The sequence below is a fragment of the Succiniclasticum sp. genome, from assembly GCF_056977735.1.
Genome location: NZ_DBMCWA010000006.1, coordinates 87,420 through 110,850 on the forward strand (window position 1 = coordinate 87,420; position 23,431 = coordinate 110,850).

Here is a 23,431-nt window from a genome sequence, read left to right on the forward strand (position 1 = left end):
CGGGTGTTAATAAAGAAATTGGAATCAGAATCGGAAGTCCCGTTCCCCGCCTTCGATGCGTTCCAGATATTTCACCAGAGCGGAACGGACTTTTTCATTGGGGATGGTGGGAATCTCCCTGGCAATCATAGCGTTGCCTTTTTTGCGTGTTTCTTCCGAGGCGTAGTCCACCAGAAACTCTTTCAGCGTCATCAGCGCGTTGGGGTGGCAGCAGTTTTGGATCTGCCCCGTCTTGCACAGGCTCATGAAACGGTCGCCGGTGCGGCCCGCCCGGTAACAGGCAGTACAGAAGGACGGGATAAAGCCCATATCCATGAGCCAGGCGATGACTTCATCCAGCGTGCGCTGGTCAGATACATCGAACTGCTCCGTGTCGTGGGGACGTTCCGGTTCGTCGTAACCGCCGACGGAAGTACGGGATGCGCCGGAAATCTGGGAGATACCCAGATGCAACGCCCGGGCACGCACTTCCTGGCTTTCCCGGGTGGAGATGATCATGCCGGTGTAGGGAACGCTGATGCGGATCAGGGCGATCAGCTTGGCAAAAATATCATCGGAGATTCCGTTGTCAAAGACGGAAGGATCGATATCGTCCGCCTTTTTGATGCGGGGCACGCTGATGGTGTGGGGGCCTACGCCGTGGACCGCTTCCAGATGTTCCGCATGCATTAAGAGACCGGCGAATTCATAACGGTACAGTTCCAGCCCGAACAATACGCCCAGGCCCACATCGTCGATGCCGCCCTCCATGGCCCGGTCCATGGCTTCCGTATGGTAGTTGTAATCATGCTTGGGGCCGAAGGGATGCAATTTCAGATAGCTTTCCTTATGGTAGGTTTCCTGGAACAGGATGTACGTGCCGATGCCTGCTTCTTTCAGTTTGCGGTAATTCTCCACCGTAGTGGCCGCAATGTTCACATTGACACGGCGGATGGCGCCGTTTTTGTGCTTGATGGAATATATCGTTTTAATGCATTCCAGAATGTATTCGATGGGATTATGGAACGGATCTTCGCCGGCTTCCAGCGCAAGGCGCTTGTGCCCCATATCCTGCAGCGCGATCACCTGACGCTTTACTTCTTCCTGCGTCAGCTTTTTCCGGGGGATGTTTTTATTGATGCTGTGGTAGGGGCAGTACACACAGCCGTTGATACAGTAATTGGAAAGGTACAGTGGGGCGAAAAGGACGATGCGGTTGCCGTAAAACGCTTTCTTAATTTCTTCCGCCAGTTTAAACATCTTTTCGTTTAATGCAGGATCTTCGCAGGCCAGAAGGACAGAAGCTTCACGGTGGGTGAGGCCGGTGCAGTTCAGCTGCCCGTTGGTCCAGCGGGGCCGGGCTTTTTCCAAAAGGCCTTCGATCAATTCTTTGTTATCTTTGTTGGCGTCAGCATAGGCCAGCGTGTCCAGAATTTCCTGATGGTCGATAAACTCATCGGCCAGTAATGACTTGGGGTTATACATAATGGAATCCTTCTTTCTTTAGAACAGTCTAATAAATAAATCGTTGCGTTATTTCATTTGTACGTTAAATTCGCATGCAAATGCTTTACATTCTATTATAATATTTTACTCTTAAAATGCATGGATGTAAAGAAAGGACGGATGATTTCGTGTTTATACGAAAAATCGAAAAAAATTTGCGAAAAACCGTAAACTGTGCTACAATACTTTTCGTACAATTTAAGAATGCGCCTGTAGCTCAGTGGATAGAGCACCGGTCTCCGGAACCGGGTGCGGAGGTTCGATTCCTCTCAGGCGCACCAGAGAGAATAACCCTGCAATTTGAATTGCAGGGCTTTTTTTAATTTAAAAACTGTGATACACTTGTTTTGCATCATCCGCTTACAGCGGCATGATGCAGATAATTCTGACTGGTGAGTGTAAAGGTCATAATTATTAATTAATTGTTGTACGGGAGTTATCCGCTTTGAAACTGTTTAAACAATTTACCATCATCATATTTCTGTCCTTTGCCGGGGAACTACTGCATGCGCTGATTCCGTTTCCGATACCTGCCAGTATTTACGGAATCGTGCTTCTGTTCTTGTTGCTGGAACGGAAGGTGTTGCAGGTGGATGATATCAAAGAAGTGTCGGATTTTCTGATTTTCATTATGCCGGTGCTGTTTGTGCCTGCTGCCGTGGGGCTGATCGACGCCTGGGGTGAATTGCAGGCGTCGTTAACTGCGTACGTCACCATTATTATCGTAGTCACGCTGATTGTCATGATTGTAACGGGACGGATTACACAATGGTTCTTGCATAATCAAAATGAAAAGGAAACCTGATTTATGAACACATTTTGGGAAACATCAACATTTTTTGGCATATTCATCACGCTGTTCTTTTACGGCATCGGCATGGCCATGAAGCAGAAGGTGAAACATCCGCTGGTCAATCCGCTGCTGCTGGCCATTGTCTTTACGATTTTATTCCTGCGTCTGTTCGGTATCGAATACCAGACGTATAATGAGAGCGCGAAATACATCAGCTATCTGATGACGCCGGCTACTATCTGTCTGGCGGTTCCGCTGTACCGGCAGCTGGATACATTGAAGAAAAATTTTAAGGCTGTCATGTTCGGTATTTCATCCAGCGTTATCGTTACCATGTTTTCAGTGCTGGCTTTTTCACGGCTCTTTGGACTGAACCGTGCTTCCTATGTGACCATGCTGCCCAAATCCATCACAACAGCGATAGGCATCGGGGTGGTTGAAGAATTGGGGGGCTATGTTTCGATTGCGGCGGCTTCCATCATTATCTCCGGCATCCTCGGCAACATGTTTGCGGAATCTGTCTGCAAGATTTTCCGGATTCGGGAACCCATCGCCAAAGGCATCGCCATCGGATGTTCCAGCCATGCCATGGGCACGGTAAAGGCGCTGGAGATGGGCGAAGTGGAAGGGGCCATGAGTTCGCTTTCCATTGCGCTGGCAGGAATTATGACCGTGGTCGCGGCTTCGGTGTTTGCAACACTGCTGTAAGGATACCGTGAATCATTGAAGTATGAAATAAAGACAAAGGGGAATACTATATGAAAGGGATTTTATCTTTTAAAACGTTGTTCGCTGCGGCTTCTTTTATCGTAATGCAGGCGGCCCTGCTTCCGGGTGCGTATGCCGCGAATCCGTTTGCCGACGTCCCGGCCGGACATTGGGCCTATGAAAGTATAAACAAGCTGGCTGCAGCCGGGGTGATTGAAGGCTATGGCGATGATACATTCCGGGGCGACCGACTTATGACCCGGTATGAGATGGCGCAGATTGTAGCCAAAGCCATGGCTAAAGGAGCCAACGTTGACAGGCTGACCGCTGAATTTGCGGACGAACTGGAAGCGCTGGGGGTACGTGTGGCATCTTTGGAGAAAAAATCCGATAATGTCAAGGTTACCGGTGAAGCGTATTATTATTATGCAAGAGCCAACCGTAATGTTACGGAACATGAAAAGAAATTTGAAAACGAACTGCGTACCCGTCTGTATCTGACCGGAAATATAAACGATAATTGGAAGTATGTCGGGCGTATTGAAAACCGGCAGTGGTTCCATGATTATGCCGGAAACGAGGAAACATCATTCGATATTGCAAAAGCAGAAGGCAGGCTGGGGGGATTACATGTAACAGCCGGCAGGGATGACGATGATTTTGCTGACGGTAATGTTTATGATGGAGAATATGACGCGGTGCGGGTGTCCTTCGGTGATAAGTACTATGTCAGCGGTGCCTTTGGGAAGCTGACTGAAATAAACGAAGATGAAACCGCGCCGGCTGAGGGAGAACATTTTGCCAAAACGTTCTGGACTGCGGAAATCGGGACAAAGACGGACGGGTTCGTAAACGGCAGGCTCGGTTACATGAACACAAAACTGGATGCTGACGGAAAAGCTGCCTATAACGGGAAAGACAGGCTTGGCATCTGGTACGCCGGATTAGACTTCAACGTTACGGAAGATCTGGGCCTGAATACCATGTATCTGAAGGGGAACCGGGATACGCTGGCAGGAGGTCAGCCGGTAGACGATGACGGGTTTGTGGTTGGCCTGTCTTACAAAGGCGCTGAGGAGAAGAAACCCGGTACCTGGGGCCTGGAGGCCAGTTACTACCGGCAGGGGCGTTCAACCTACCTGTTGCACACGATAGACGGCTATACGGATTTTAAATCCGGATTTAAAGGCTGGTCTGTTGGTGGTGAGCTGACCGTTGCGAAAAACATGGTATTAGGTGTTTCCTATTATGATACCCGGCCTATGAAGAAAGAAATAGACGGAGATGACACGAGAACAAAAGTCCTGTGGTCAGATTTTACAATCACGTTTTGATTTTACGGGAGGAAGATGTTTATGAAGTATTATTTTCCAAGCTGTAATTTTACGAGATTACGTCCGGAAACTTCTGAACGGGTCAAAAAGTTCATGGAGTCTGCCGGAGTACGCGTGGCAGGTTGCTGCCGCCCCGGGCATAAAGCCCTGTCGGGTTGGAATGATACAGTAATTACTGTATGCGAAACCTGCAGCATTATTATCAGCGAGAACCAGCCGGCTGCGAAAGTGATAAGCCTGTATGAATTTATCGACAACCTGCCGGAGTTTCCGTTCCCGGATTATAAAGGGGAACGTATCACGTTACAGGACTGCTACCGTGCCAAAACGAAAGAAGCGGAAAAGGCGGCGGTGCGGAGCGTACTCCGCAAAATGAATGTGGAAATTGTGGAACTTCCCGGTACAGAAGAAGAAAGCAACTTTGACGGCAGCTTTTTGCTCGGGCCCATGCGTCCTGACAATTTTACCCTGGCGCCGCTGCGTTTTGCGGAAATCAAAAAAGATATGAAGTCGAAATCTCCGGAAGAGATTGACGCATATCTTAAGGAGTACTGTCAGCGTTTTACAACAGAGCGCGTAGCCTGTTACTGCAACTCCTGCCTTACCGGACTGGTACAGGGACTACCGGAAGGAAAACATGCAGTGCATGTGGCGGAACTGATGTTCCCGTAAAACAGGAACATAAAAAACACCGGCAAGCGTGCAGACGCAACCACGAATTTGACTATGGGATGGAGCAGTTTTTAAAGCTTGCTTCCCAGATGAAATGCGGTTATTATTGCGCCAACCTGATTGATATCAAAACCCGGAAACTGGTGTTGCCGCCGTATAAAATGCTTGGGCTGGGAGATAAGAAGGTGGCCTTTATCGGGGCGACGACGCCGCAGACCCTGACCAGTTCTACCCCTAAATATTTCCAGGATAAAAACGGAAAGTTTATTTACGGATTTTTAGAAGATGAAAGTGGTGGGAAACTGTACAAAGCGTTGCAGGAGACCATTGACAAAACACGTAAAGAAGGAGCGGACTATGTTTTCATCGTCGGCCATCTGGGGACCAACGGCGCTCTGCCGAAGTGGTCAAGCGGTGCGATTGCGGCCCATACATATAATGTTGACGCGGTGATTGACGGGCATTCCCATGAACAGTACCAACCGCCTCACCAGGTTACCAATGCGATCGGCAAGGATGTGCTGGTAGTGCAGGCAGGAACAAAACTGCAGGCGTTGGGACAGCTTGTGATTCATGAAGACGGAACGGTTTCTTCCACCCTGATCAAAACGCTGTCGGCTGCAGACCCCGACGTTTCTGCTCTCGTCGCCGGTGAAAACAAACGGTTTGAAGCGATTCTGAACCAGCCGGTCGGGGAAGCTATGGTAACGCTTACCAGCGATGATCCGGCTACCGGCAAACGCCGGGTGCGCAACGGAGAAACTAATTTGGGAGACTTGGTTGCGGATGCGTACCGGTTTGTACTGGATACCGATATTTCTATTGTTAACGGAGGTTCTATCCGTAAAACGATTCAGCCGGGCGTCTTTTCCTATAACGATCTGCTGGAAGCGTTCCCCTTTGTCAACATGTGTACAGTAGTGGAAGCAACCGGGCAGCAGATTGTGGATGCGCTGGAGGTTGGCGTTGTGAATTATCCGGAAGAAAGCGGCGGGTTCCTGCATGTTTCAGGCATGACTTACACGATTGATTCTTCCGTACCGTCCGGTGTGGTGAAAGATGTGAAGGGCAACTTTGTTGAAGTCAGAGGTGAGCGTCGTATAAAAGATGTTATGATCAACGGGCAGCCCATCGATTTGAAGAAGATATATAAAGTTGGCGGGACCAGTTACATTTTAAAAGACGGCGGCAACGGTATGGTTATGTTCAGGGGTTGTAACATGCCGCTTGATGCGGTGATGACCGACGTGGACGCCATCATGGAATATGTACAGAACCATTTGAACGCTAAAATTAAAGATGGGTACGAAAACCCGTACGGAACAGGGAGGATTAAAATCCGGTAATCCCTGTGATTATGATTGGTAGCAGGGGCAGGACAAGACCGGCACTGGCCGAATGCTTAAATGTTGTCCAATAGGGGAAAAAAAGAACAGGCGAGAGCAAAACATAGGAAACGATTGCGTCATTCCATGAGATGAGATGTGCCGTTTTTGCGATGTCTGTTCTTTTTGTTATTTAGTTTGTTTGCTTTACTTCGTCCATGCAGGCACTCAGTTTTGCGTTCCAGATCCGTTCAAACAGATACGCGGCGCCACGGATACCGCAAAGGGGCAAGTCAGTGGCGATGATTTCGTGGTAGGCGGGCAGTACGATGTTGCAATTAACGAAGGGTTTCTTCAAACGTACGAGGCGGCTTGCTTCTAAAGAAGAACCCATAACCAGGCCTCCGCTCCAATTTTCAAAGGTTTCTTTCATAGCTGCGTCGTCTTTTCCGGCGATGCAGATTTTGGTGGCAGCTTTGGGACGGAGGGCTGTGCCCTGTGTAAAATGGATGATCAGATTGCCTGTATCGGCCCATTCGCCACGTACGGCTTCCGCGATGCCGGCTGCTTCGGAGGGAGGGGCGGCGACGAGGATGTTGTCGAACCACAGGGGACCCCACAGCGACTGCATGTTGCTGCTGCGGAACTGAAGCCGGGCATTGACGGCTTCTGCTTCCTGCCGTACTGCTTCCGGATTTTTGGCAGGCAAAACCTCATTGATTTTGTCCAGCCAGTGCAGTGTCCCTTCAATTCCGTAGGGCATACCGGCGGACAGGTACGGTGTGCCGTAATCTTGTTCTAATTGTTTTGCTGCCTTTAACGCCAGCTCGTCCCGAACTACCAGATTCAAATCTGCTTCGGGCAATCGCATGATTTCGTCCCAGCCGGAACCACCGCCGGGAATGGAATTGATACGGTAGCCTGCTGTTTCCAGAATGCGGCGGATTTCTTTTATGTCTTCTTCGCCCCGGAAGTACGTAGGAGAAAGGCCCAACAGGTTGACGGAAGGCATTCCGGAACCGGCTTTAAAAGTATTAGTATTACCTGTAACTTGCGCATCGCATCTGCCGTCCATCGAGTTGGTTGCTTCTGCGGATTCCGTGTCAGTTTTTGAATTTTTGCCTGATGTTGTTGCATTGCCTTCGGTATTTCCGTTTTGCGTTTTTCCTTTTTTATAACATAAACCGGTATTGTTTTTGGCGTTCTTTTTTACTTCTTCTATCACGCGCAGCAATGCAATTTCATATCCTTCGGAAAAATCGCCGGCAATACCGCCGCAGTCCGCAACATAAACGGGGCAGGGGAGTTCTGCTTTGGTCGCGATGCCGGCAATATCGTCGCCAACCAGGCTGACGCTGCAGTTATTGAGGATGAAAATACGTTCCGGCGTGAAGTTCGCTTTTACAAAATCCAGACCGGCCAGCAGGTCTTTTTCCGTTCCGTAGACCAGCGCATTGCCTTCCGGCTGGGTGCAATGAAAACGCCGCAGGGCGGAGGCGTCGTAATCCTCTACATATTTCATAGCGTAAAAATAACACCAGAGAGGTCCATTGATGAGCATGAAACTGCCCGGGATAGCATCAAAAAATGCAGAGGCGCCGGTGAGGGCGCAGGTAGACATGTGATGGCAGGAGGTTTTGAAATTCTGATCAGGCATATGCGATTCCTCCTTTGTTTCCGTAACGGCACAGCAGTCGGTAAATGGTGCGCATCAGGATCAGTTCTCCGTCGGTTCCGGCCAAGGGAACCATGGGGATGAAGAACTGTTTTACCGGATTGTCCGGCAGCTCGTCCGTTGTCAGCAGCACATCGGCCTTCTCAAGACAGTCTTTATAATGGCCATCAGCTGAAATCGCAATATCTTGCGGACCGGCAGCTGTTTTCCATTTTTCCACAGCAGTAATGACAGCATCTTTTTCTTCCGGCATCAGCTTGTCATACAGAATTACTGCGGAGATATCCAGTTGCATGCGTTTCATGGTGTGCAGTGTTTCCGCCGGATTGTACCAGCGGGGGCCGCGGCCGATGCCCAGCACAGCTCTTTTGTTTTTCGTCACGGGTAAAATGGATTCCACGTAATCGAGCAGCCGTTTTTCTTCCTGTTGGATTACAGCTTCGCCTTTTGCTTCATCTTTTACAAATGCCGCAATTTTCCGCAGCCAGGTACAGGTGTTCTGCCAGCCGACCGGGTAGATGTCGCAAATGGACTGGGTGCCAAACCGTTCGGCCCATTCCGCCGCTGTTTTTTCCAGGCCGCCCTGGGTCTGTCCGGCATAGCTTAACGGAATCAGCAGGGAAGCGGTAGAAAGCTCACTCCATTCTGCAAAAGGAACATAACCAGGGAACTGCCACTTCACGTCCAAACCAAAATATGAAAGCAGCCGCTTTACTTCCCGGGCGTACTGGCCGCAGGGGCCCATCTGGTCGCCGAACAGCAGGACGCGGCCCGGCACTTTCGGCTGCGGCTTGATGAAGCGTTCCATAATCAGCCGTACGGTTTGGAAATAGCCGTCAGAGTATTCTCCGCCCAGAAAGCCGCCGTAAGGTACACAAAGGACAGGAATGTCGTATTTCGCTTCCGCGTCTTCTGCTTCCTGCTGCACATCGTCGCCGATGACACCGGCCACGCAGGATGTGGCAATAAAAAGGCATTGGGGCTGCCAGGTTTCCATCACGTGGGCGATACAGCCCCGCAGTTTTTCCACGCCGCCGAAGATACAGTCTTTTTCCTGCAGATTGGAGGAAATGAGGGGGACCGTATCCCTGTTTTCGTCCTGATGATCACCGATGAGACGGTATTGGGCGCCCAGGTCCATCAATGTGGCCACGTGGGCGCAGCCCAAAGGGCTGTGGAAGATGACGGCACATCCGTCACAGAAACTCACTGCCCGCCACACGCCGGGCATGGTACAGCTGCAGGATTTGTTTTTTGTAAAAAGCCATTTGGTAGCTAATTTATTTTTCTTTTCCATATTTCACCACCGATTTCCGGTTCTTCAGATTCCGTTTACAGCCAAATGTTTTCAAAGCATTTCCGTTATTTTAAAACAACAACGTGTAAAACACTTTATTAAGAATCAGTCTCAATTCAGTATTGTTTTAACTTTTATATTATAACATATGAAAGGCCGCTATAGGGAAAATGTGGTAAAATAATATAACCGTACAATTATGGCTGGAAGACAAATGTCAGTGCCCGCAGTTGCGTTGCGGGACATTGACGCAGTCAGTCACAAAAAGCACCGGTTAGCGTGCAGGTAAAGTAATCAGTGCTTCCTTAAGATTCGGGAATCTGCCGGAACGGGAAGAGAGGAGAGAATAATATGATTTATGCTTCGGTGTACTGTTCCCCGCTGGGGAATATAACCATTGTTTGTAACGGGACCCATGTACTGGAGGCCGGGTTTGCAACGCAGGAATGTGGGCTGTGGAAAACAGCAGAGCTGATTAGCCAAAATGAGATAACCTCAATAAATGCAAAAGAAAATGTCGCAGCAGATGAGGAGAATAACAAAAGAAAGCAAGAGACAGGTCGTAATAAGGCAATACAGCTTCTGAATAAGGTTTTCGCCTGGCTGGATGCATATTTTGCCGGAGAAAAGCCGGATCCCGGAAAACTGCCTTTGGCGCCGCAGGGCAGTGAATTCCGAAAACTGGTCTGGCAGGAACTTCTGAAGATTCCTTACGGAAAGACTGAAACGTATGGGGCAATCGGAAAGGTCGTTGCCAGGAAATTGCATAAAGAAAAGATGTCGGCCCAGGCAATCGGCGGAGCAGTGGGGCATAACCCTGTGGCCGTTATCATCCCCTGTCACCGCGTGGTCGGAAGCGATGGAAACTTAACAGGCTATGCAGGCGGGCTGGATATGAAGTACAAATTACTGCAGCATGAGCATACGGATATGACGCTGCTGTTCTGGCCGAAAAAGAAAAAAAAGCCTTCGTGACAGGCAGATATTGCTTATCACGAAGGCCGGGTCTGACTGAAAAATGTTTTTCTGAAAATTAAAAAAATACACGCTTTGATAAAAAACTCTCTCTAAAGAAGGAAAGATTTTATTTTTTCTTTGCTTTCTTTTCTTTTTTTGCGGCTTCCTTTTTTGCTTTTTCTTCCGCTTTGGCGGCTTTGGCCATTTCTTTTTCCGCTTTCTTTTTGGCCTTGGCTTCTTCTTTCGCTGCGGCTTCGGCAGCCTTGGCTTCCGCCGCGGCTTTTTCTTTGGCGATCTTACGGAGTTCGGTTACCGGTACGCCGCCGATGCCCCAGTTATCCATGTCAACTTCATCAATGGTCACAACAAGGGTTTTTGTGTTTTTGTGAAGCACATCGGCCAGCAGTTTGGTAGCGCCCTCAATTAGCTGACGTTTCTGTTCCGGAGTGACGTTACCTTCTTTTGTAATTTTGATGTTTACATAAGGCATAATAAAATCTCCTCTCGAAAATGAAATAACTTTTGGGAATAAAGAAAAAACAGTTGGTTTTTACATCTATATATTTTATAATAAATTGGTAAGAATATCTATACAAATTTTAGGAATTGCTCAAAATTTTTTATTCTGACAGAGATTTTCTGTTCAGTAAGCTGAGGTATGGAAGAGAAAAGGGGTTTGCCATGTCCGGTGGTCTGGGAAAGATGCTGATCCAGTTGGGGATCATATTGGTAATTACAGGAGTGGTCATCCATTTTGGCGGAAAGTTCCTGCCGTTTGGCAGCCTTCCGGGGGATATCCATATGGAAGGCAAGCATGGGAGTTTTTATTTCCCATGGGTAAGCTGTATCGTCATCAGTGTGATACTGAGTGTGCTGGCCCACCTGTTCCGTTGATAACAGACAAGAGAAGCAGTACCGAAACTTTTACGAGGTGATAGATCATGTTTGGTTCATTGTTTGGTAAAAAGAAAGAGAAGTTTGCAAGTCCCTTTACCGGAGTTCTTTGTTCCATCACAGAGACACCGGATGAAGCGTTTGCCGAGAAAATGAACGGCGACGGTTTCATGGTAAAGCCGGCTGACGGCGATGTATTTGCGCCTGCCGACAGCACAGTGGGTTTTATTTTTGAAACAAAGCACGCTTTGGGACTGACCACAAAAGACGGGACGGAATATCTGCTGCATATCGGCATTGATACGGTAAATTTAAAAGGGAATGGTTTTACTGTATATGTTACCGAAGGGCAGGAAGTGAAAAAAGGCGATAAGCTGCTGGCCTTTGACACGGATTATGTGAAAGCGAATGCGCCTTCCGACGCGTGTCTCTGTGTGTTTACCGATTTGCCGGAAGGCAAAGAGGTTACCCTGTTAAAGGCCGGTCGTGTAAAAGCGCTGGAAGATGCGGTGGAAATCGGCTGAGGCGGAACAATAGCTGCCTTATCGGGAAATGGAATCGGTTTCAAAAACAATACAGGGCGAAGAGGGTAAGAATGAAACGGTATAAAGCGATAATTTTTGATTTGGACGGTACGCTGCTGGATACGCTGACGGATCTGGCGGAAGGGACAAATTATGCATTACGGAAAAACGGATTTCCGGAGCGGTCTGTGGAAGATATCCGGCGCTTTGTGGGAAACGGGGCACGGAAGCTGATCGAGAGGGCGGTGTCTCCTGACAGGGAAGAGTGGGCGTTGGAACGGGTACGTGAAGATTTCAATATTTTTTATAAAGAGCATTGCAAAGATAACACTGGCCCCTACCCGGGTATCATGAAGATGCTGGAAGAACTGGCCAAAGAGGGATTCCTGCTTGGTGTCGTTTCGAACAAACCTGATTTTGCCGTGCAGGAACTGGTTCCGGAGTATTTTGGCAGTCTGTTTTCCTCGGTGTCCGGCGAACGGGAGGGAATTGCCAAAAAACCGGCACCGGATTTAATATGGGAAGCCATGAAGAATCTTCATGTGGGAAGGGAAGAAGCCGTTTATGTGGGAGATTCGGAAGTTGATCTGCAGGCAGCGGCAAATGCGGGGATCTCCTGTATCAGTGTGGCATGGGGATTCAAAGGAAGAAAATTCCTGGAAGAGCAGAAGGCTGAGGTCATTGTTGATGAACCTTTTGAAATTTTGCGTTATGTGATACAATAAAAAAATACGGAGTCTGTCCGTACATTTGTTAATTTGCTTAAGGAGACGCTGATTATAAGAGGGAAGGAAGGGTTATTACAATGCGTATCGTTGTTACTGTAGTGGGAAAAGATAAAGTTGGCATTATAGCCAAAGTTACCAATATACTTGCCAATAATCAGGTCAATGTTCTGAATATCAATCAGAACATCATGGACGGATTCTTTAACATGGTCCTGATTGCGGATATGACAGATTCCAAAATGAGTATTAAGGCCCTGAAAGAACATCTGGACAGACTGTCTGAAGAAATCGGGCTGGAGATTCGTGTGCAGAGTGAAGATATATTCACGGCTATGCACCAGATTTAAACGGAGGAATCGTCATGTCAGTGTTAACCTTTAACGATGTGCTGGAAACTACGCAGATGATCACCCATCACAATCTGGATGTGCGTACCATCACCATGGGCATCAGCCTGCGGGACTGCGGGCATCCGGACGTGAAAGTCTGCGCGGATAAAATCTATGACAAGATTACCAAAAAAGCGGAAAAACTGGTGCAGACCGGGGAAGATATTGAATCCGATCTGGGCGTGCCGATCATCAATAAACGTATTTCCGTAACACCAATCTCCATGGTGGGCGAAAGCTGCGATACCAATGATTATGTGCCACTGGCCAAAGCGCTGGATAAAGCGGCCCATGAAGTAGGGGTCAACTTTATCGGCGGCTTCAGCGCGCTGGTGGACAAGGGCTATACCAAAGGCGACCGCAACCTGATCGCTTCCATTCCGGAAGCGCTGGCTACCACGGAAGTGGTTTGCTCTTCCGTCAACGTGGGTTCCACAAAAGCCGGTATCAACATGGATGCTGTGGCGGAAATGGGCCGTGTGGTAAAAGCTACGGCAGAAAAGACGGCGGCCAACGATGCCATCGGCTGCGCGAAACTGGTGGTGTTCTGCAATGCAGTAAACGATAATCCCTTTATGGCCGGTGCCTTTCATGGTGTGACAGAACCGGAATCCGTAGTCAGCGTGGGCGTCAGCGGACCCGGTGTGGTGAAACATGCGTTGGAAGCGGTCCGTGGACAGGACATTGGCGCGGTGGCGGAAGTAATCAAACGTACCGCTTTCAAAATTACCCGGGTAGGACAGCTGGTGGCCCAGGAGGCAGCGAAACGGTTGAACACCCAGTTCGGCATCATCGACCTGTCGCTGGCACCGACGCCGGCAGTCGGCGACTCGGTAGCGCATATTCTGGAAGAGATCGGCCTGGAAAGTTGCGGCGGTCCCGGCACCACGGCAACGCTTGCCATGCTGAACGATGCGGTGAAAAAAGGCGGGCTGATGGCATCCAGTTACGTGGGCGGCTTGTCCGGCGCGTTTATTCCCGTCAGCGAAGACGCGGGTATGATCGCCGCAGTGGAACGGGGCAGCCTGTGCCTGGAAAAACTGGAAGCCATGACCTGTGTCTGCTCGGTAGGCCTGGATATGATCGCCATTCCCGGCGATACCTCCGCAGAAACCATTGCCGCTATCATTGCGGATGAATCTGCGATTGGCATGATCAATAACAAGACCACGGCGGTGCGAGTGATTCCGGTTCCCGGTAAAGGCGTAGGCGAACAGGTAGAATTCGGCGGTCTGTTGGGGCATGCGCCTATCATGGGCGTCAGCAAATTTAAGGCTGATACCTTTATTGAACGGGGAGGACGGATTCCGGCACCGGTGCGCAGCCTGACAAACTGATAAAACGAAGCAGCTCTTGGTCTGTACTGGGGGTTGCTTTTTTCAAAGAGGTACATACAATGCGAAAAAAAGATAAACAGGAAATTATCGCCGCACTGGAAAAACGGTATAACGGAATCGGCACGGCGCTGCATTACAATTCTCCCTTTGAATTGCTTTGTGCTGTCATCATGTCGGCCCAATGTACAGACGAACGGATCAACAAGATCACAGCCCGTATTTTCCCGCGGCTGAACACGCCGGAAAAGATGGGCGCGCTGACGCAGGAGCAACTGGAAGAGGAAATCCGCGACTGCGGCCTGTATCGGGCCAAAGCCAAAAACCTGCTGGGCATGTGCCACATGCTGACAGAAGAATTTGGCGGTGAAATTCCCAGGGACATTCCGACTTTGATGAAACTTCCCGGGGTGGGACGCAAGACGGCGGACGTGATTGCCAGCGTAGTCTACAAAGTACCTGCCATCGCCGTGGACACCCACGTATTCCGCACTTCCCACCGCCTGGGACTTTCGGAAGCAAAAACACCGGAGGCGACGGAACTGGATCTCCAGAAACTGATACCCAAGACCAAATGGGCGGACGCCCATCACTGGTTCATCTGGCACGGACGTCTCACCTGCAAAGCCAGGAAACCCCTGTGTGAGGAGTGCGTTTGCCTGCAGTTGTGTCCGTTTAAAGAAAAGAATATTACAAAATAGTTCAGGAGGTGCTTATTTGCAACCGGAAAAAATTCTAAAAGCATGGTTCGGCTACGACAACTTCCGCCCCGGGCAACGGGAAGTAGTAGACGCGATTCTCAGCGACAGGGACTGCCTTGCTGTATTGCCTACGGGAGCGGGGAAATCCGTCTGCTTCCAGGTACCTGCCCTGATGCAGGAGGGACTTACCTTTGTAATTTCGCCGCTGATTTCCCTGATGGAAGACCAGGTAGCGCACCTGCAACAGGAAAACATTCCTGCGGTCTGTATTAACAGCGGTATGAGTAAGCATACTTATAACGAAGTTATGTATGATATTCATACCGGTGTTTATAAGCTGGTATACCTTTCACCGGAACGGCTGCAGAATGAACGGTTTCTACGTTTTTCCTTACAGAATCCGCCGGACTTTGTAGTTGTGGACGAGGCGCACTGTGTATCCCAGTGGGGGCACGATTTCCGTCCTTCTTACCTGAATATCAGAGGATTTGTGGAAAGTCTGCCGCAGCGGCCTTTATATGCGGCCTTTACCGCAACGGCTACACCTGCCGTACGGCAGGACATTATCAGCAGTCTGGGGCTTTCGGATCCGGCGGTCGTGATACGGGGTTTTGACCGTCCGAATCTGTTCTTTGCTAAAAAATCCCCTGCAGATAAGGACAGGGCGTTGCTGGACGAATTGGAAACGGTGAAAGGAAAAAGCGGCATTGTGTACTGCTCCACCCATCACTATGTGGAATGCTGTTTCCGTTTGCTGCGGCAGCATCAATTTTCTGTGGCCCGTTATCATGCAGGCCTGACGGTTGGGGAGCGACAAAGGAATCAGGAAGCGTTTATCAAGGATGAAGTGCGTGTGATTGCGGCGACTTCGGCATTCGGCATGGGAATTGATAAGAGTAACGTAGGCTTTGTGATCCATTACAATATGCCCCAGAGCCTGGAAGAGTATTATCAGGAAGCGGGACGGGCCGGACGGAATGGAGAGGACGCGCGTTGTACCCTGTTTTACAGTCCGGAAGATCTGCGTGTCTGCAGGGAACTGGCGCAACAGCAGGAGAAACCGGAACGTGCATTGCAGCTTCTGGCGTCTATGTGGGACTACTGTAATTATGACGGTTGTCTGCGTAATTACATTTTACGGTATTTTGGGGAAGATACGAATGCGAATTGCGGAAAGTGTGGCTTCTGCTGTAAAGCCGGCTGGTGGAAACAGTTCACAGATTTTTTCCGAAATTGACAGGGGTCTTTTTGCAGGAAAATCGAAGCCAACAGAGAATAACATAGAAGAAGGCTTGCAGATATATGTGAATCGGTCAGTTTGCATAGAATACCGGCGATTCGTCTGGTTATTGGCTGATCATTGATGAAAATGTTTAAGTTTATGCGCAGAATGCTGTTCGGGAGGTTGTTTTTATGAAGCTGACTTTTTTAGGCGCGGCAAGGACGGTGACGGGATCCTGTTATTTACTGGAAGTCAACGGAAAAAAGATGCTGGTGGACTGCGGCATGTTCCAGGGCTCTAAATCCATCAAAGCCTTTAATGAGAGACCTTTCGCCTTTAATCCGGCGGAGATCGACGCCATGGTGCTGACCCATGCCCATGTAGATCACAGCGGCCTGATTCCCCGTCTGGTTAAAGAAGGATTTAAAGGACACGTTCACTGCACAAAATCTACCCAGCAACTGTGCACGATCCTGCTGCCGGACAGCGCGCACATCCAGGAGTCCGACGCAGAATATGCCAACCGCAAAGGGCTGCGGGCCGGAAAATCACAGGTGCTTCCGTTATTTACGGTAGACGATGCGTATACGGCACTGCAACATTTCTATGTTCATAATTTTGAAGAAACCTTTACGGTGATTCCGGGCGTAACGGCAAGGCTTCGGGTCGCCGGGCATATCCTTGGCAGCGCGGTAGTGCGTCTGGAAATAGAGGAAAACGGAAAGACGACAACCATGATCTTTTCCGGTGATGTGGGGCAGCCGAAACAGCCCATTGTAGAAGACCCCACCATTTTAAAAGGTGCGGACTTCATTATAACGGAATCCACGTATGGGAACAGGAAACATAAGGCCTACGATAAAGAAGCGGAGCTGGCCAAAATAATCAATGAGACCGTGGAGCGGGGCGGTAATGTGGTTATCCCTGCTTTCGCAGTAGGACGCACCCAGGTGCTGCTGTATTATTTCCAGAAACTGTCACAGGAAGGGAAAATTCCGGACGTGCCGATTTATGTTGACAGTCCGCTGGCGACTAAAGCCACAGGAATCACACTGGCAAGTAAGGAAGAATATGACGCGGAGACCCGTGCGCTTGTTGAATTCCAGGGAGACCGGCTCTTTGCCATGAAGAATGTGCATTTTACACCTACGGCCGAAGAGTCGCGCATGATCAACGGTATAGAAGGTCCTAAAATTATTTTATCTGCCAGCGGTATGGCGGATGCGGGACGGATCCTGCATCACCTGAAGCATAACCTGTGGAGGCCGGAATGTTCGGTGGTCTTTGCCGGCTATCAGGCGGAAGGGACCATGGGCCGGAATCTGATCGACGGTGTAAAAAAAGTAAAAATTATGGGGGAAACCATCCATGTGGCTGCGGAAATTGTTAATATGACAGGCTTTTCTGCCCATGCTGACAAGGAGCAGCTTATTGACTGGTATAAGAAGATGCCGCAAAAACCGAAGATTTTCTTTGTGACACATGGGGAATTCGACGCGGCCAGCGAACTGTCCAAAGACCTGCAGATGCAGTTGGGGACGGCGGCTTACATACCTAAATATGGTGACAGTGTATCGATAGACGGAACGGATTATGTCATTGAAGCGGCGCCCGAAGTGGAAACGCTTCCGGAAGTTGCGGAACTGCAGGATACGATTACAGCAATCGAGCGGAATTATATGCAATACCGGAACAAGATGGAACAGATTGCCTTACGGGACAGCGCAAAAGCAGACCAGATGCGGAAGAAACTGGAAAAGGTCCGCCGGTATATGGACGACATGCTGGGAAATTTGTAATTTGCTTTCTAAAGTCCGTCACAGGAAAACAAAAATATTATTTATTCGTTTGATTGTAAACAGAATGTGAAAAAAATATTGACAATTAAAATCTGCCTTGCTATACTTGTCTTAATTTCAAATAGAAGTTATGAACAGGAATCGTTTCATATGCGGACGCAAGAGAGCCGGCGGCTGGTGTAAGCCGGTAGAAGCAGTGGAACGTCTCGCCTGCGAACTCTTTATCTGAATGGTATTGTCTTTAGGATAAAGCGCTGTGGCGGCGTTACAGGCCAGGAGTATAATGTAGGGTGGTACCGCGTGAATCACGCCCCTGCCGGAGTTTTCCGACAGGGGCGTTTTTTTATAGCAGCGCTTGCTGCCAGATTGTTTTCGGACAATGGATTTCAGCGGCCCTGTTACTCTGTGTTTTTATTATTCTATATCAAATGAGGAGTGGAGGAACAATTATGAAATCAGCAAGATGGTTAAAAGCAGCGGCGGTAGCGACTTTGGCAATGGCGGCAATCTGTATGGCAGGCTGCGGAGGCGGCGATAAAAAGGCGGCGGCCCCGGCAGCAGGGAAAAAAGTTGAATATAAATTAGCCTATGCATTGCCGGCTAATCATCCGGTAGCAAAAGGTGTAGAGAGCTTTATCGTGAAGGTAAAGGATAAAACCAAGGGAGAGGTTGTCATTACTTCGTTCCCGGCCGGCCAGCTGTACAATGATAAGACGATGAACGATGCGATTATGACCGGCGGCGTGGATATGGGGCTTAACACGGTAGGCCGCTGGGCGACCATTATCCCTGCTATGGAAGTATTTGACGTACCCTTCGTGTTCCCCGGTTACGAAAAGGTGGATACCGCAATTGACGGCGGCATGGGCAAGATCCTGGAAGATGAGATGGCCAAGAAACACGTAAAGGTTGTTTACTGGGCGGATTACGGTTTTGTACAATATGCAAACAACAAGAGACCCATTAAAAAGCCGGAAGATTTCAAGGGACTGAAGATCCGCGGCTACAGCGAACTGGCTTCTGAAACCATCAAGGCCCTGGGCGCGTCCCCGGTAACCATGGGTGCCGGCGAAGTTTATATGGCATTGCAGCGCGGTACCATCGACGGACAGTCCTCCGGTGCTCCGGCCATGCGTGACCGCAAAATGTATGAAGTTACCAAATACCTGACGATAACCAATCATGCGTCTCCGGAATTTGTCGTAGCCATGAACGACAAATCCTTCGCCAAGATGAGCGAAGCGCAGCAGAAGGCATTTATGGAAGCAGCCAAAGAAGTGCGTGATGACCTGCGTAAAAATGCCAAAGCGGAAGACCTGAAAGGTCTGGAAGATCTGAAAGCCAAAGGTATGGAAGTGTATGTAGTACCTGAAAACGAGATCAAAGACTGGCAGGCAGCTACCAAACCGGTATGGGATATCTTCATCAAACACGCCGGCGAACAGGGCAAAAAGATTCTGGAAATGTGCACGAAATAAAAAACAGTTTCCTGCATTCTGATGACAGTTACCGCCGGTTGTGACGCAATCGGCGGTATTACCATTAAATTTATTACAAGTAATGTGGAGATTGATGTGAAAAGTTTTTTAGCAGTTTACAGGAAGTTTTTAATGGGGCTGACCCGTGTGGTAGGTGTCATTGCCGGTCTGCTGCTGTTCATTCCTGCGTTTTCTGTCGTATATGAAGTAATCATGAGGGGATTGTTCAACAGTCCTACGGAGTGGGTAGTGGAAATTTCTACCTACTGTGTGACCATTGCGGGTTTTTTGGGTATGGCTGTCACCTTTGTGGCTAACAAGCATATCAAAGTGGACATCCTGCTTTCTCATTTAAGCAAGCGGACCAATGAGATCCTGAGCGTAATCACTTCGTTTATCGGCATGGTTTTCTGCGGCATTGTAACCGTGTATGCCATCGGTATGGTAGCCATGTCACTGGAACACGGTATCATTGCCCCTACGACCCTGCGGACGCCCCTGTGGATTCCGCAATCGTCTCTGCCTGTCGGTTTTGGTCTGATGTTCCTGCATTTTATCCGGACATTCCTGGAAAACCTGATAAAACTGGGAGATCCGGACTATGATCCGGCTGTAGCGGCAGGGGAGGTGGCAAAATGATTATTTTGTTCACCGTGATGCTGCTGGTCCTGCTGGCTATCGGTCTGCCGGTAGGGTTTGCCCTGGGAACGGGCGGCCTGGTCGGTATGCTTTTATTTATGGGAGGGGAAGGTACCCTGAACCAGATCCCGCTGCTGGCGTATAAGTCCCTGGATGACTTTGTGCTCTGCGCGGTGCCTTTGTATGTGCTGATGAGCCAGATCCTGCTGGAGGGGAAGGTTGGCAACGATTTGTTCGAACTGGGCAATAAATGGCTGCGCCACCTGCCCGGCGGCCTGGGTGCGGCGACTATTGTTGCCTGCGGTATCTTCGCGGCGATAACCGGTTCGTCCGCAGCTTGTGCGGTTACCATCGGCGCCATTGCCATTCCGGAAATGCTGAAACGGAATTATGAGCGTACGGTAGTGCTGGGCGCGGTGGCAGCCGGCGGTACCCTGGGCATCCTGATACCTCCTTCGATTCCCATGATTCTCTACGGTGCCATCACCGGCGAATCCATCGGGCAGTTGTTTATGTCCGGTGTTATCCCCGGATTCATGCTGACCATCTTCTTTATCGGCGTGGTGGTTTATAAATCCCGAAACCTGCCGCTGGAGCCGAAAGCCTCCTGGCAGGAACGGATCGACGCGCTGAAAAGTTCCATCTGGGGGTTGCTGCTGCCGGTTATTGTAGTGGGCGGCATCTACACCGGCGCGTTCACACCGACGGAAGCGGCGGCTGTGGGCACGGTGTATTCCCTGTTCATTACGTTCTGTATTTACAGGACCCTGACCCTGAAGCATATGCCGAATATCCTGCTGGGTACGGTGAAAACTTCTTCCATGATCTTTTGCATCATGATCGGCGCCACCCTGTTCGGCTTCGTGCTGACGATTTTACAGGTGCCTCAGGCGCTGACCCTGATGGTAACGGAAATGCAGCTGAGCCGGTGGATTTTCTTCATTATGATCAACTGCCTGCTGCTGTTCCTGGGCTGCATTCTGGAAACCGTTTCCATCATCTTTATTACGGTTCCCATCCTGTATCCCATCATCCTGCAGCTTGGGTTTGACCCCATCTGGTTCAACGTAATCCTGCAGATTAATATGGAAATGGCGCTGATCACGCCGCCGGTAGGCATGAACCTGTTCGTGCTGCAGGGCGTCAGCCCCGACAGCAAGATGACCCAGATTGTAAAGGGCGTTATTCCTTATGCAGTGGTTATGGGAATTGAAATGCTGATCCTCTGCTTTGTACCCGGATTGGCAACATGGCTTCCCAGCGTAGTAAAATAAGGTTTTCTGTTGACAGTGAAATACAAAAAGAATATAATATTTGAGTCAAAGTTGAGGATGCTCTGATAAGCATCCTCATTCTTTTACTGTGAAATCAGGGAAAAGCCCAAAGGCGCAGCTGGATTGCGGTGCGCTTCCTATGGGGATGACTGACAATTTAATTTTTTTTGAGAGAGGGAAACAGCATAATGATCAGAAATGATATCCGGAACATTGCCATTATTGCCCATGTCGATCATGGCAAAACCACTTTAGTGGACGCTATGCTCAGGCAGAGCCATATTTTCCGTGAGAACGAAAAGGTCGCGGAACGCGTGATGGACTCCAACGATCTGGAGCGGGAACGCGGCATTACGATTTTGTCTAAAAACACATCCGTTATGCATAACGGTACTAAGATCAATATTCTGGATACACCGGGCCATGCGGATTTTGGCGGGGAAGTAGAACGGGTGCTGACCATGGTGGACGGCGTGCTGCTGCTGGTTGACGCTTATGAAGGCCCCATGCCGCAGACCAAATATGTATTACGTAAGGCATTGGAAAAGCACCTGAAACCCATCGTGGTCATCAATAAGATAGACCGTCCGGACCAGCGGGCTGCGGAAGTAGTGGACGAAGTCCTTGACCTGTTCATCGAGCTGGAAGCAGACGATGAACAACTGGAATTTCCGGTTGTTTACACTTCTGCCCGTTCCGGTTTTGCCAAATTGTCCATGGAGGATGAAAGCGACAATCTGGAACCGCTGTTCCAGGTAATTCTGGATACCATTCCCGCTCCGGATGTTGAGACGGAACAGCCGCTTCAGATGCTGGCCAACACCTTGGACTATGATTCTTACGTGGGCCGTATCGTAGTTGGCCGCGTAGTGCGCGGTACGATTAAGAACGGTCAGCAGATCGCGCTGATGCATGAGGAGAAGGTCTCCATCGAAAAAATCGGACGCCTTTATACGTATCAGGGTCTGAAACGTGTTGAGACACCTGAAGTGAAAGCCGGTGACATTGTGGCACTGATCGGCCTGAGCAATGTGGAAATCGGGGATACCATTGCAGATCCTGAACAACCGGAAGCGCTGGCGGGTATCAAAATTGATGAGCCCACCCTGTCTATGGAATTTCTGGTAAATGACAGTCCTTTTGCAGGCAAAGAAGGCGAGTATGTGACCAGCCGCCATCTGCGGGACCGTCTGATGAAAGAAATCCAGACCAACGTGGCTATGCGGGTTGAGGAAACAGAAAATACCGATACCTTTATTGTAAAAGGGCGCGGTGAACTGCATCTGTCTATTTTGATTGAAACTATGCGCCGGGAAGGCTTTGAACTTCAGGTAGGCAAGCCTAAAGTTATTTTGCGTAAAGACAAAGACGGGCATACCATGGAACCTATGGAAGCCCTGACTATTGATGTACCGCAGGATTTTATGGGCGTTGTCATGGAAGACCTGGGAACCCGCAAGGCCGAACTGGTAAACATGCATGAGATGGCCGGTTATATGCGGCTGGAGTTTAAGATTCCCGCCAGAGGCCTGATCGGATTCCGCAACCAGTTCCTGACCGATACCAAGGGCAACGGCGTTATGAACCATGTGTATGCCGGGTATGATTATTACAAGGGACCTATCCCTGGCCGCACCCGCGGCAGCCTGGTGGCTTTTGAAAACGGAGAGACCTGTGCGTACGGCATCGGAAACTGTCAGGAACGTGGCATCATGTATATTGTACCGGGCCAGAATGTATATCAGGGAGAAGTCATCGGTGAAAACTCCCGTGAAGATGATATGGACGTCAATCCCTGCAAGAAGAAACATGTATCCAACATGCGCGCATCCGGCAGTGATGATGCAATCCGTCTGATTCCCCCTATTTTCTTCTCACTGGAACAGGCACTGGAACATATCAACGACGATGAACTGGTAGAGGTTACGCCTAAAAATATCCGTATGCGCAAACGGGTATTGGACCGGGTAGAACGTGGCCGTATGCGCGGGCGTGCCAAGAATGCTGCTGTGGCCGATAAATAAGACCGGCAGGCATCCCGTTTTATGCAAATGGTTCAGTATCCAGATCCGTATATCCGGCATTTTATGCAAAAAACTTGAAAAAAACCTGCTTTTACGGTATTTTTTTAAGAAAACATGTTGTGTTTTTTTTTGAATCTGCTACAATATATAGATATAGAGAAGTTTTTTGACCGTTCATT

The 23,431-nt window shown here is 49.4% G+C and carries 21 protein-coding genes, 1 tRNA gene and 1 pseudogene; 19 read left to right on the forward strand and 4 right to left on the reverse strand.

Translation table 11 applies throughout. The features are described from left to right. Positions 1-24: 24 nt before the first annotated feature. Positions 25-1,464, reverse strand: coding sequence for a [FeFe] hydrogenase H-cluster radical SAM maturase HydG (gene hydG, locus ACZOWY_RS04915; protein WP_484393411.1), 1,440 nt, complete (start codon positions 1,462-1,464; stop codon positions 25-27). A gap of 227 nt (positions 1,465-1,691) precedes the next feature. Between hydG and ACZOWY_RS04920 the strand changes: the two genes are divergently transcribed. The 6 genes from ACZOWY_RS04920 (at position 1,692) to ACZOWY_RS04945 (ending at position 6,338) form a co-directional block, all read left to right on the forward strand. After that, positions 1,692-1,766: transfer RNA gene (locus tag ACZOWY_RS04920), tRNA-Arg, on the forward strand. A 164-nt stretch (positions 1,767-1,930) separates the two neighbouring features. Next, positions 1,931-2,290: a CidA/LrgA family protein gene (locus tag ACZOWY_RS04925; RefSeq protein WP_484393413.1), complete on the forward strand. Its 360-nt coding sequence runs from the start codon at positions 1,931-1,933 to the stop codon at positions 2,288-2,290. 3 nt (positions 2,291-2,293) lie between these two features. After that, positions 2,294-2,986 (forward strand): LrgB family protein, encoded by a 693-nt coding sequence (locus ACZOWY_RS04930; protein ID WP_484393414.1) that lies wholly within the window; start codon positions 2,294-2,296, stop codon positions 2,984-2,986. Positions 2,987-3,036: 50 nt separating this feature from the next. After that, the gene (locus ACZOWY_RS04935) at positions 3,037-4,320 is read left to right on the forward strand and encodes an S-layer homology domain-containing protein (RefSeq protein WP_484393416.1); all 1,284 of its coding nucleotides are present in this window, start codon (positions 3,037-3,039) and stop codon (positions 4,318-4,320) included. 21 nt (positions 4,321-4,341) lie between these two features. Beyond that, positions 4,342-4,992: a hypothetical protein gene (locus ACZOWY_RS04940; protein ID WP_484393418.1), complete on the forward strand. Its 651-nt coding sequence runs from the start codon at positions 4,342-4,344 to the stop codon at positions 4,990-4,992. 59 nt (positions 4,993-5,051) lie between these two features. Next, the gene (locus ACZOWY_RS04945; protein ID WP_484393419.1) at positions 5,052-6,338 is read left to right on the forward strand and encodes a bifunctional metallophosphatase/5'-nucleotidase; all 1,287 of its coding nucleotides are present in this window, start codon (positions 5,052-5,054) and stop codon (positions 6,336-6,338) included. A 172-nt stretch (positions 6,339-6,510) separates the two neighbouring features. On the opposite strand, the gene ACZOWY_RS04950 is transcribed toward ACZOWY_RS04945, so the two are convergent. Beyond that, positions 6,511-7,974 (reverse strand): nitrogenase component 1, encoded by a 1,464-nt coding sequence (locus ACZOWY_RS04950; RefSeq protein WP_484393421.1) that lies wholly within the window; start codon positions 7,972-7,974, stop codon positions 6,511-6,513. Then, positions 7,967-9,289, reverse strand: coding sequence for a nitrogenase component 1 (locus tag ACZOWY_RS04955; protein ID WP_484393422.1), 1,323 nt, complete (start codon positions 9,287-9,289; stop codon positions 7,967-7,969). Before ACZOWY_RS04955 ends, ACZOWY_RS04950 begins: the two co-directional genes overlap by 8 nt. Positions 9,290-9,640: 351 nt before the next feature. Between ACZOWY_RS04955 and ACZOWY_RS04960 the strand changes: the two genes are divergently transcribed. Next, on the forward strand, positions 9,641-10,264 hold the full coding sequence (locus ACZOWY_RS04960; protein ID WP_484393425.1) for a methylated-DNA--[protein]-cysteine S-methyltransferase: 624 nt from the start codon (positions 9,641-9,643) through the stop codon (positions 10,262-10,264). A 268-nt stretch (positions 10,265-10,532) separates the two neighbouring features. Here the strand turns inward: ACZOWY_RS04960 and ACZOWY_RS04965 are convergent. Further along, a pseudogene (locus tag ACZOWY_RS04965) lies at positions 10,533-10,736 on the reverse strand (2-hydroxymuconate tautomerase family protein); the annotation flags it as partial. Between the two features lie 191 nt (positions 10,737-10,927). Between ACZOWY_RS04965 and ACZOWY_RS04970 the strand changes: the two are divergent. From ACZOWY_RS04970 to typA, 12 genes are all read left to right on the forward strand, one after another. Continuing rightward, complete coding sequence (locus ACZOWY_RS04970; protein ID WP_484393427.1) at positions 10,928-11,140, forward strand: DUF2905 domain-containing protein; 213 nt, start codon at positions 10,928-10,930, stop codon at positions 11,138-11,140. Between the two features lie 47 nt (positions 11,141-11,187). After that, entirely contained in the window at positions 11,188-11,664 is a 477-nt protein-coding gene (locus ACZOWY_RS04975) for a PTS sugar transporter subunit IIA (protein ID WP_484393429.1), read from the forward strand. Between the two features lie 71 nt (positions 11,665-11,735). Beyond that, complete coding sequence (locus ACZOWY_RS04980; RefSeq protein ID WP_484393431.1) at positions 11,736-12,389, forward strand: HAD family hydrolase; 654 nt, start codon at positions 11,736-11,738, stop codon at positions 12,387-12,389. A gap of 80 nt (positions 12,390-12,469) precedes the next feature. Beyond that, on the forward strand, positions 12,470-12,739 hold the full coding sequence (locus tag ACZOWY_RS04985) for an ACT domain-containing protein (RefSeq protein ID WP_484393435.1): 270 nt from the start codon (positions 12,470-12,472) through the stop codon (positions 12,737-12,739). 14 nt (positions 12,740-12,753) lie between these two features. Continuing rightward, positions 12,754-14,118 carry a DUF711 family protein gene (locus tag ACZOWY_RS04990; RefSeq protein WP_484393436.1) on the forward strand — a complete coding sequence of 455 codons (1,365 nt, stop codon included), beginning with the start codon at positions 12,754-12,756 and terminating at the stop codon, positions 14,116-14,118. A 59-nt stretch (positions 14,119-14,177) separates the two neighbouring features. After that, positions 14,178-14,816, forward strand: a complete 639-nt coding sequence (gene nth / locus ACZOWY_RS04995) for an endonuclease III (RefSeq protein WP_484393438.1) — start codon at positions 14,178-14,180, stop codon at positions 14,814-14,816. 16 nt (positions 14,817-14,832) lie between these two features. Next, complete coding sequence (locus tag ACZOWY_RS05000) at positions 14,833-16,053, forward strand: RecQ family ATP-dependent DNA helicase (protein ID WP_484393440.1); 1,221 nt, start codon at positions 14,833-14,835, stop codon at positions 16,051-16,053. A 176-nt stretch (positions 16,054-16,229) separates the two neighbouring features. Then, the gene (locus tag ACZOWY_RS05005) at positions 16,230-17,837 is read left to right on the forward strand and encodes an MBL fold metallo-hydrolase RNA specificity domain-containing protein (protein WP_484393443.1); all 1,608 of its coding nucleotides are present in this window, start codon (positions 16,230-16,232) and stop codon (positions 17,835-17,837) included. A gap of 449 nt (positions 17,838-18,286) precedes the next feature. After that, positions 18,287-19,315, forward strand: coding sequence for a DctP family TRAP transporter solute-binding subunit (locus ACZOWY_RS05010; RefSeq protein WP_484393445.1), 1,029 nt, complete (start codon positions 18,287-18,289; stop codon positions 19,313-19,315). Between the two features lie 21 nt (positions 19,316-19,336). After that, entirely contained in the window at positions 19,337-19,954 is a 618-nt protein-coding gene (locus ACZOWY_RS05015; RefSeq protein ID WP_484393447.1) for a TRAP transporter small permease subunit, read from the forward strand. Beyond that, positions 19,951-21,228 (forward strand): TRAP transporter large permease, encoded by a 1,278-nt coding sequence (locus ACZOWY_RS05020; protein WP_484393449.1) that lies wholly within the window; start codon positions 19,951-19,953, stop codon positions 21,226-21,228. The genes ACZOWY_RS05015 and ACZOWY_RS05020 overlap by 4 nt, the downstream gene beginning before the upstream one ends. Positions 21,229-21,416: 188 nt before the next feature. Next, positions 21,417-23,252, forward strand: a complete 1,836-nt coding sequence (typA, locus tag ACZOWY_RS05025; protein WP_484393450.1) for a translational GTPase TypA — start codon at positions 21,417-21,419, stop codon at positions 23,250-23,252. Positions 23,253-23,431 lie beyond the last annotated feature (179 nt).

Bases quoted from the DNA above. Each gene is read 5' to 3' on its own strand.
- hydG (WP_484393411.1), bottom strand. From the start codon at position 1,464: ATGTATAACCCCAAGTCATTACTGGCCGATGAGTTTATCGACCATCAG.
- ACZOWY_RS04930 (WP_484393414.1), top strand. From the start codon at position 2,294: ATGAACACATTTTGGGAAACATCAACATTTTTTGGCATATTCATCACG.
- ACZOWY_RS04935 (WP_484393416.1), top strand. From the start codon at position 3,037: ATGAAAGGGATTTTATCTTTTAAAACGTTGTTCGCTGCGGCTTCTTTT.
- ACZOWY_RS04940 (WP_484393418.1), top strand. From the start codon at position 4,342: ATGAAGTATTATTTTCCAAGCTGTAATTTTACGAGATTACGTCCGGAA.
- ACZOWY_RS04945 (WP_484393419.1), top strand. From the start codon at position 5,052: ATGGAGCAGTTTTTAAAGCTTGCTTCCCAGATGAAATGCGGTTATTAT.
- ACZOWY_RS04950 (WP_484393421.1), bottom strand. From the start codon at position 7,974: ATGCCTGATCAGAATTTCAAAACCTCCTGCCATCACATGTCTACCTGC.
- ACZOWY_RS04955 (WP_484393422.1), bottom strand. From the start codon at position 9,289: ATGGAAAAGAAAAATAAATTAGCTACCAAATGGCTTTTTACAAAAAAC.
- ACZOWY_RS04960 (WP_484393425.1), top strand. From the start codon at position 9,641: ATGATTTATGCTTCGGTGTACTGTTCCCCGCTGGGGAATATAACCATT.
- ACZOWY_RS04970 (WP_484393427.1), top strand. From the start codon at position 10,928: ATGTCCGGTGGTCTGGGAAAGATGCTGATCCAGTTGGGGATCATATTG.
- ACZOWY_RS04975 (WP_484393429.1), top strand. From the start codon at position 11,188: ATGTTTGGTTCATTGTTTGGTAAAAAGAAAGAGAAGTTTGCAAGTCCC.
- ACZOWY_RS04980 (WP_484393431.1), top strand. From the start codon at position 11,736: ATGAAACGGTATAAAGCGATAATTTTTGATTTGGACGGTACGCTGCTG.
- ACZOWY_RS04985 (WP_484393435.1), top strand. From the start codon at position 12,470: ATGCGTATCGTTGTTACTGTAGTGGGAAAAGATAAAGTTGGCATTATA.
- ACZOWY_RS04990 (WP_484393436.1), top strand. From the start codon at position 12,754: ATGTCAGTGTTAACCTTTAACGATGTGCTGGAAACTACGCAGATGATC.
- nth (WP_484393438.1), top strand. From the start codon at position 14,178: ATGCGAAAAAAAGATAAACAGGAAATTATCGCCGCACTGGAAAAACGG.
- ACZOWY_RS05005 (WP_484393443.1), top strand. From the start codon at position 16,230: ATGAAGCTGACTTTTTTAGGCGCGGCAAGGACGGTGACGGGATCCTGT.
- ACZOWY_RS05010 (WP_484393445.1), top strand. From the start codon at position 18,287: ATGAAATCAGCAAGATGGTTAAAAGCAGCGGCGGTAGCGACTTTGGCA.
- ACZOWY_RS05015 (WP_484393447.1), top strand. From the start codon at position 19,337: ATGACAGTTACCGCCGGTTGTGACGCAATCGGCGGTATTACCATTAAA.
- ACZOWY_RS05020 (WP_484393449.1), top strand. From the start codon at position 19,951: ATGATTATTTTGTTCACCGTGATGCTGCTGGTCCTGCTGGCTATCGGT.
- typA (WP_484393450.1), top strand. From the start codon at position 21,417: ATGATCAGAAATGATATCCGGAACATTGCCATTATTGCCCATGTCGAT.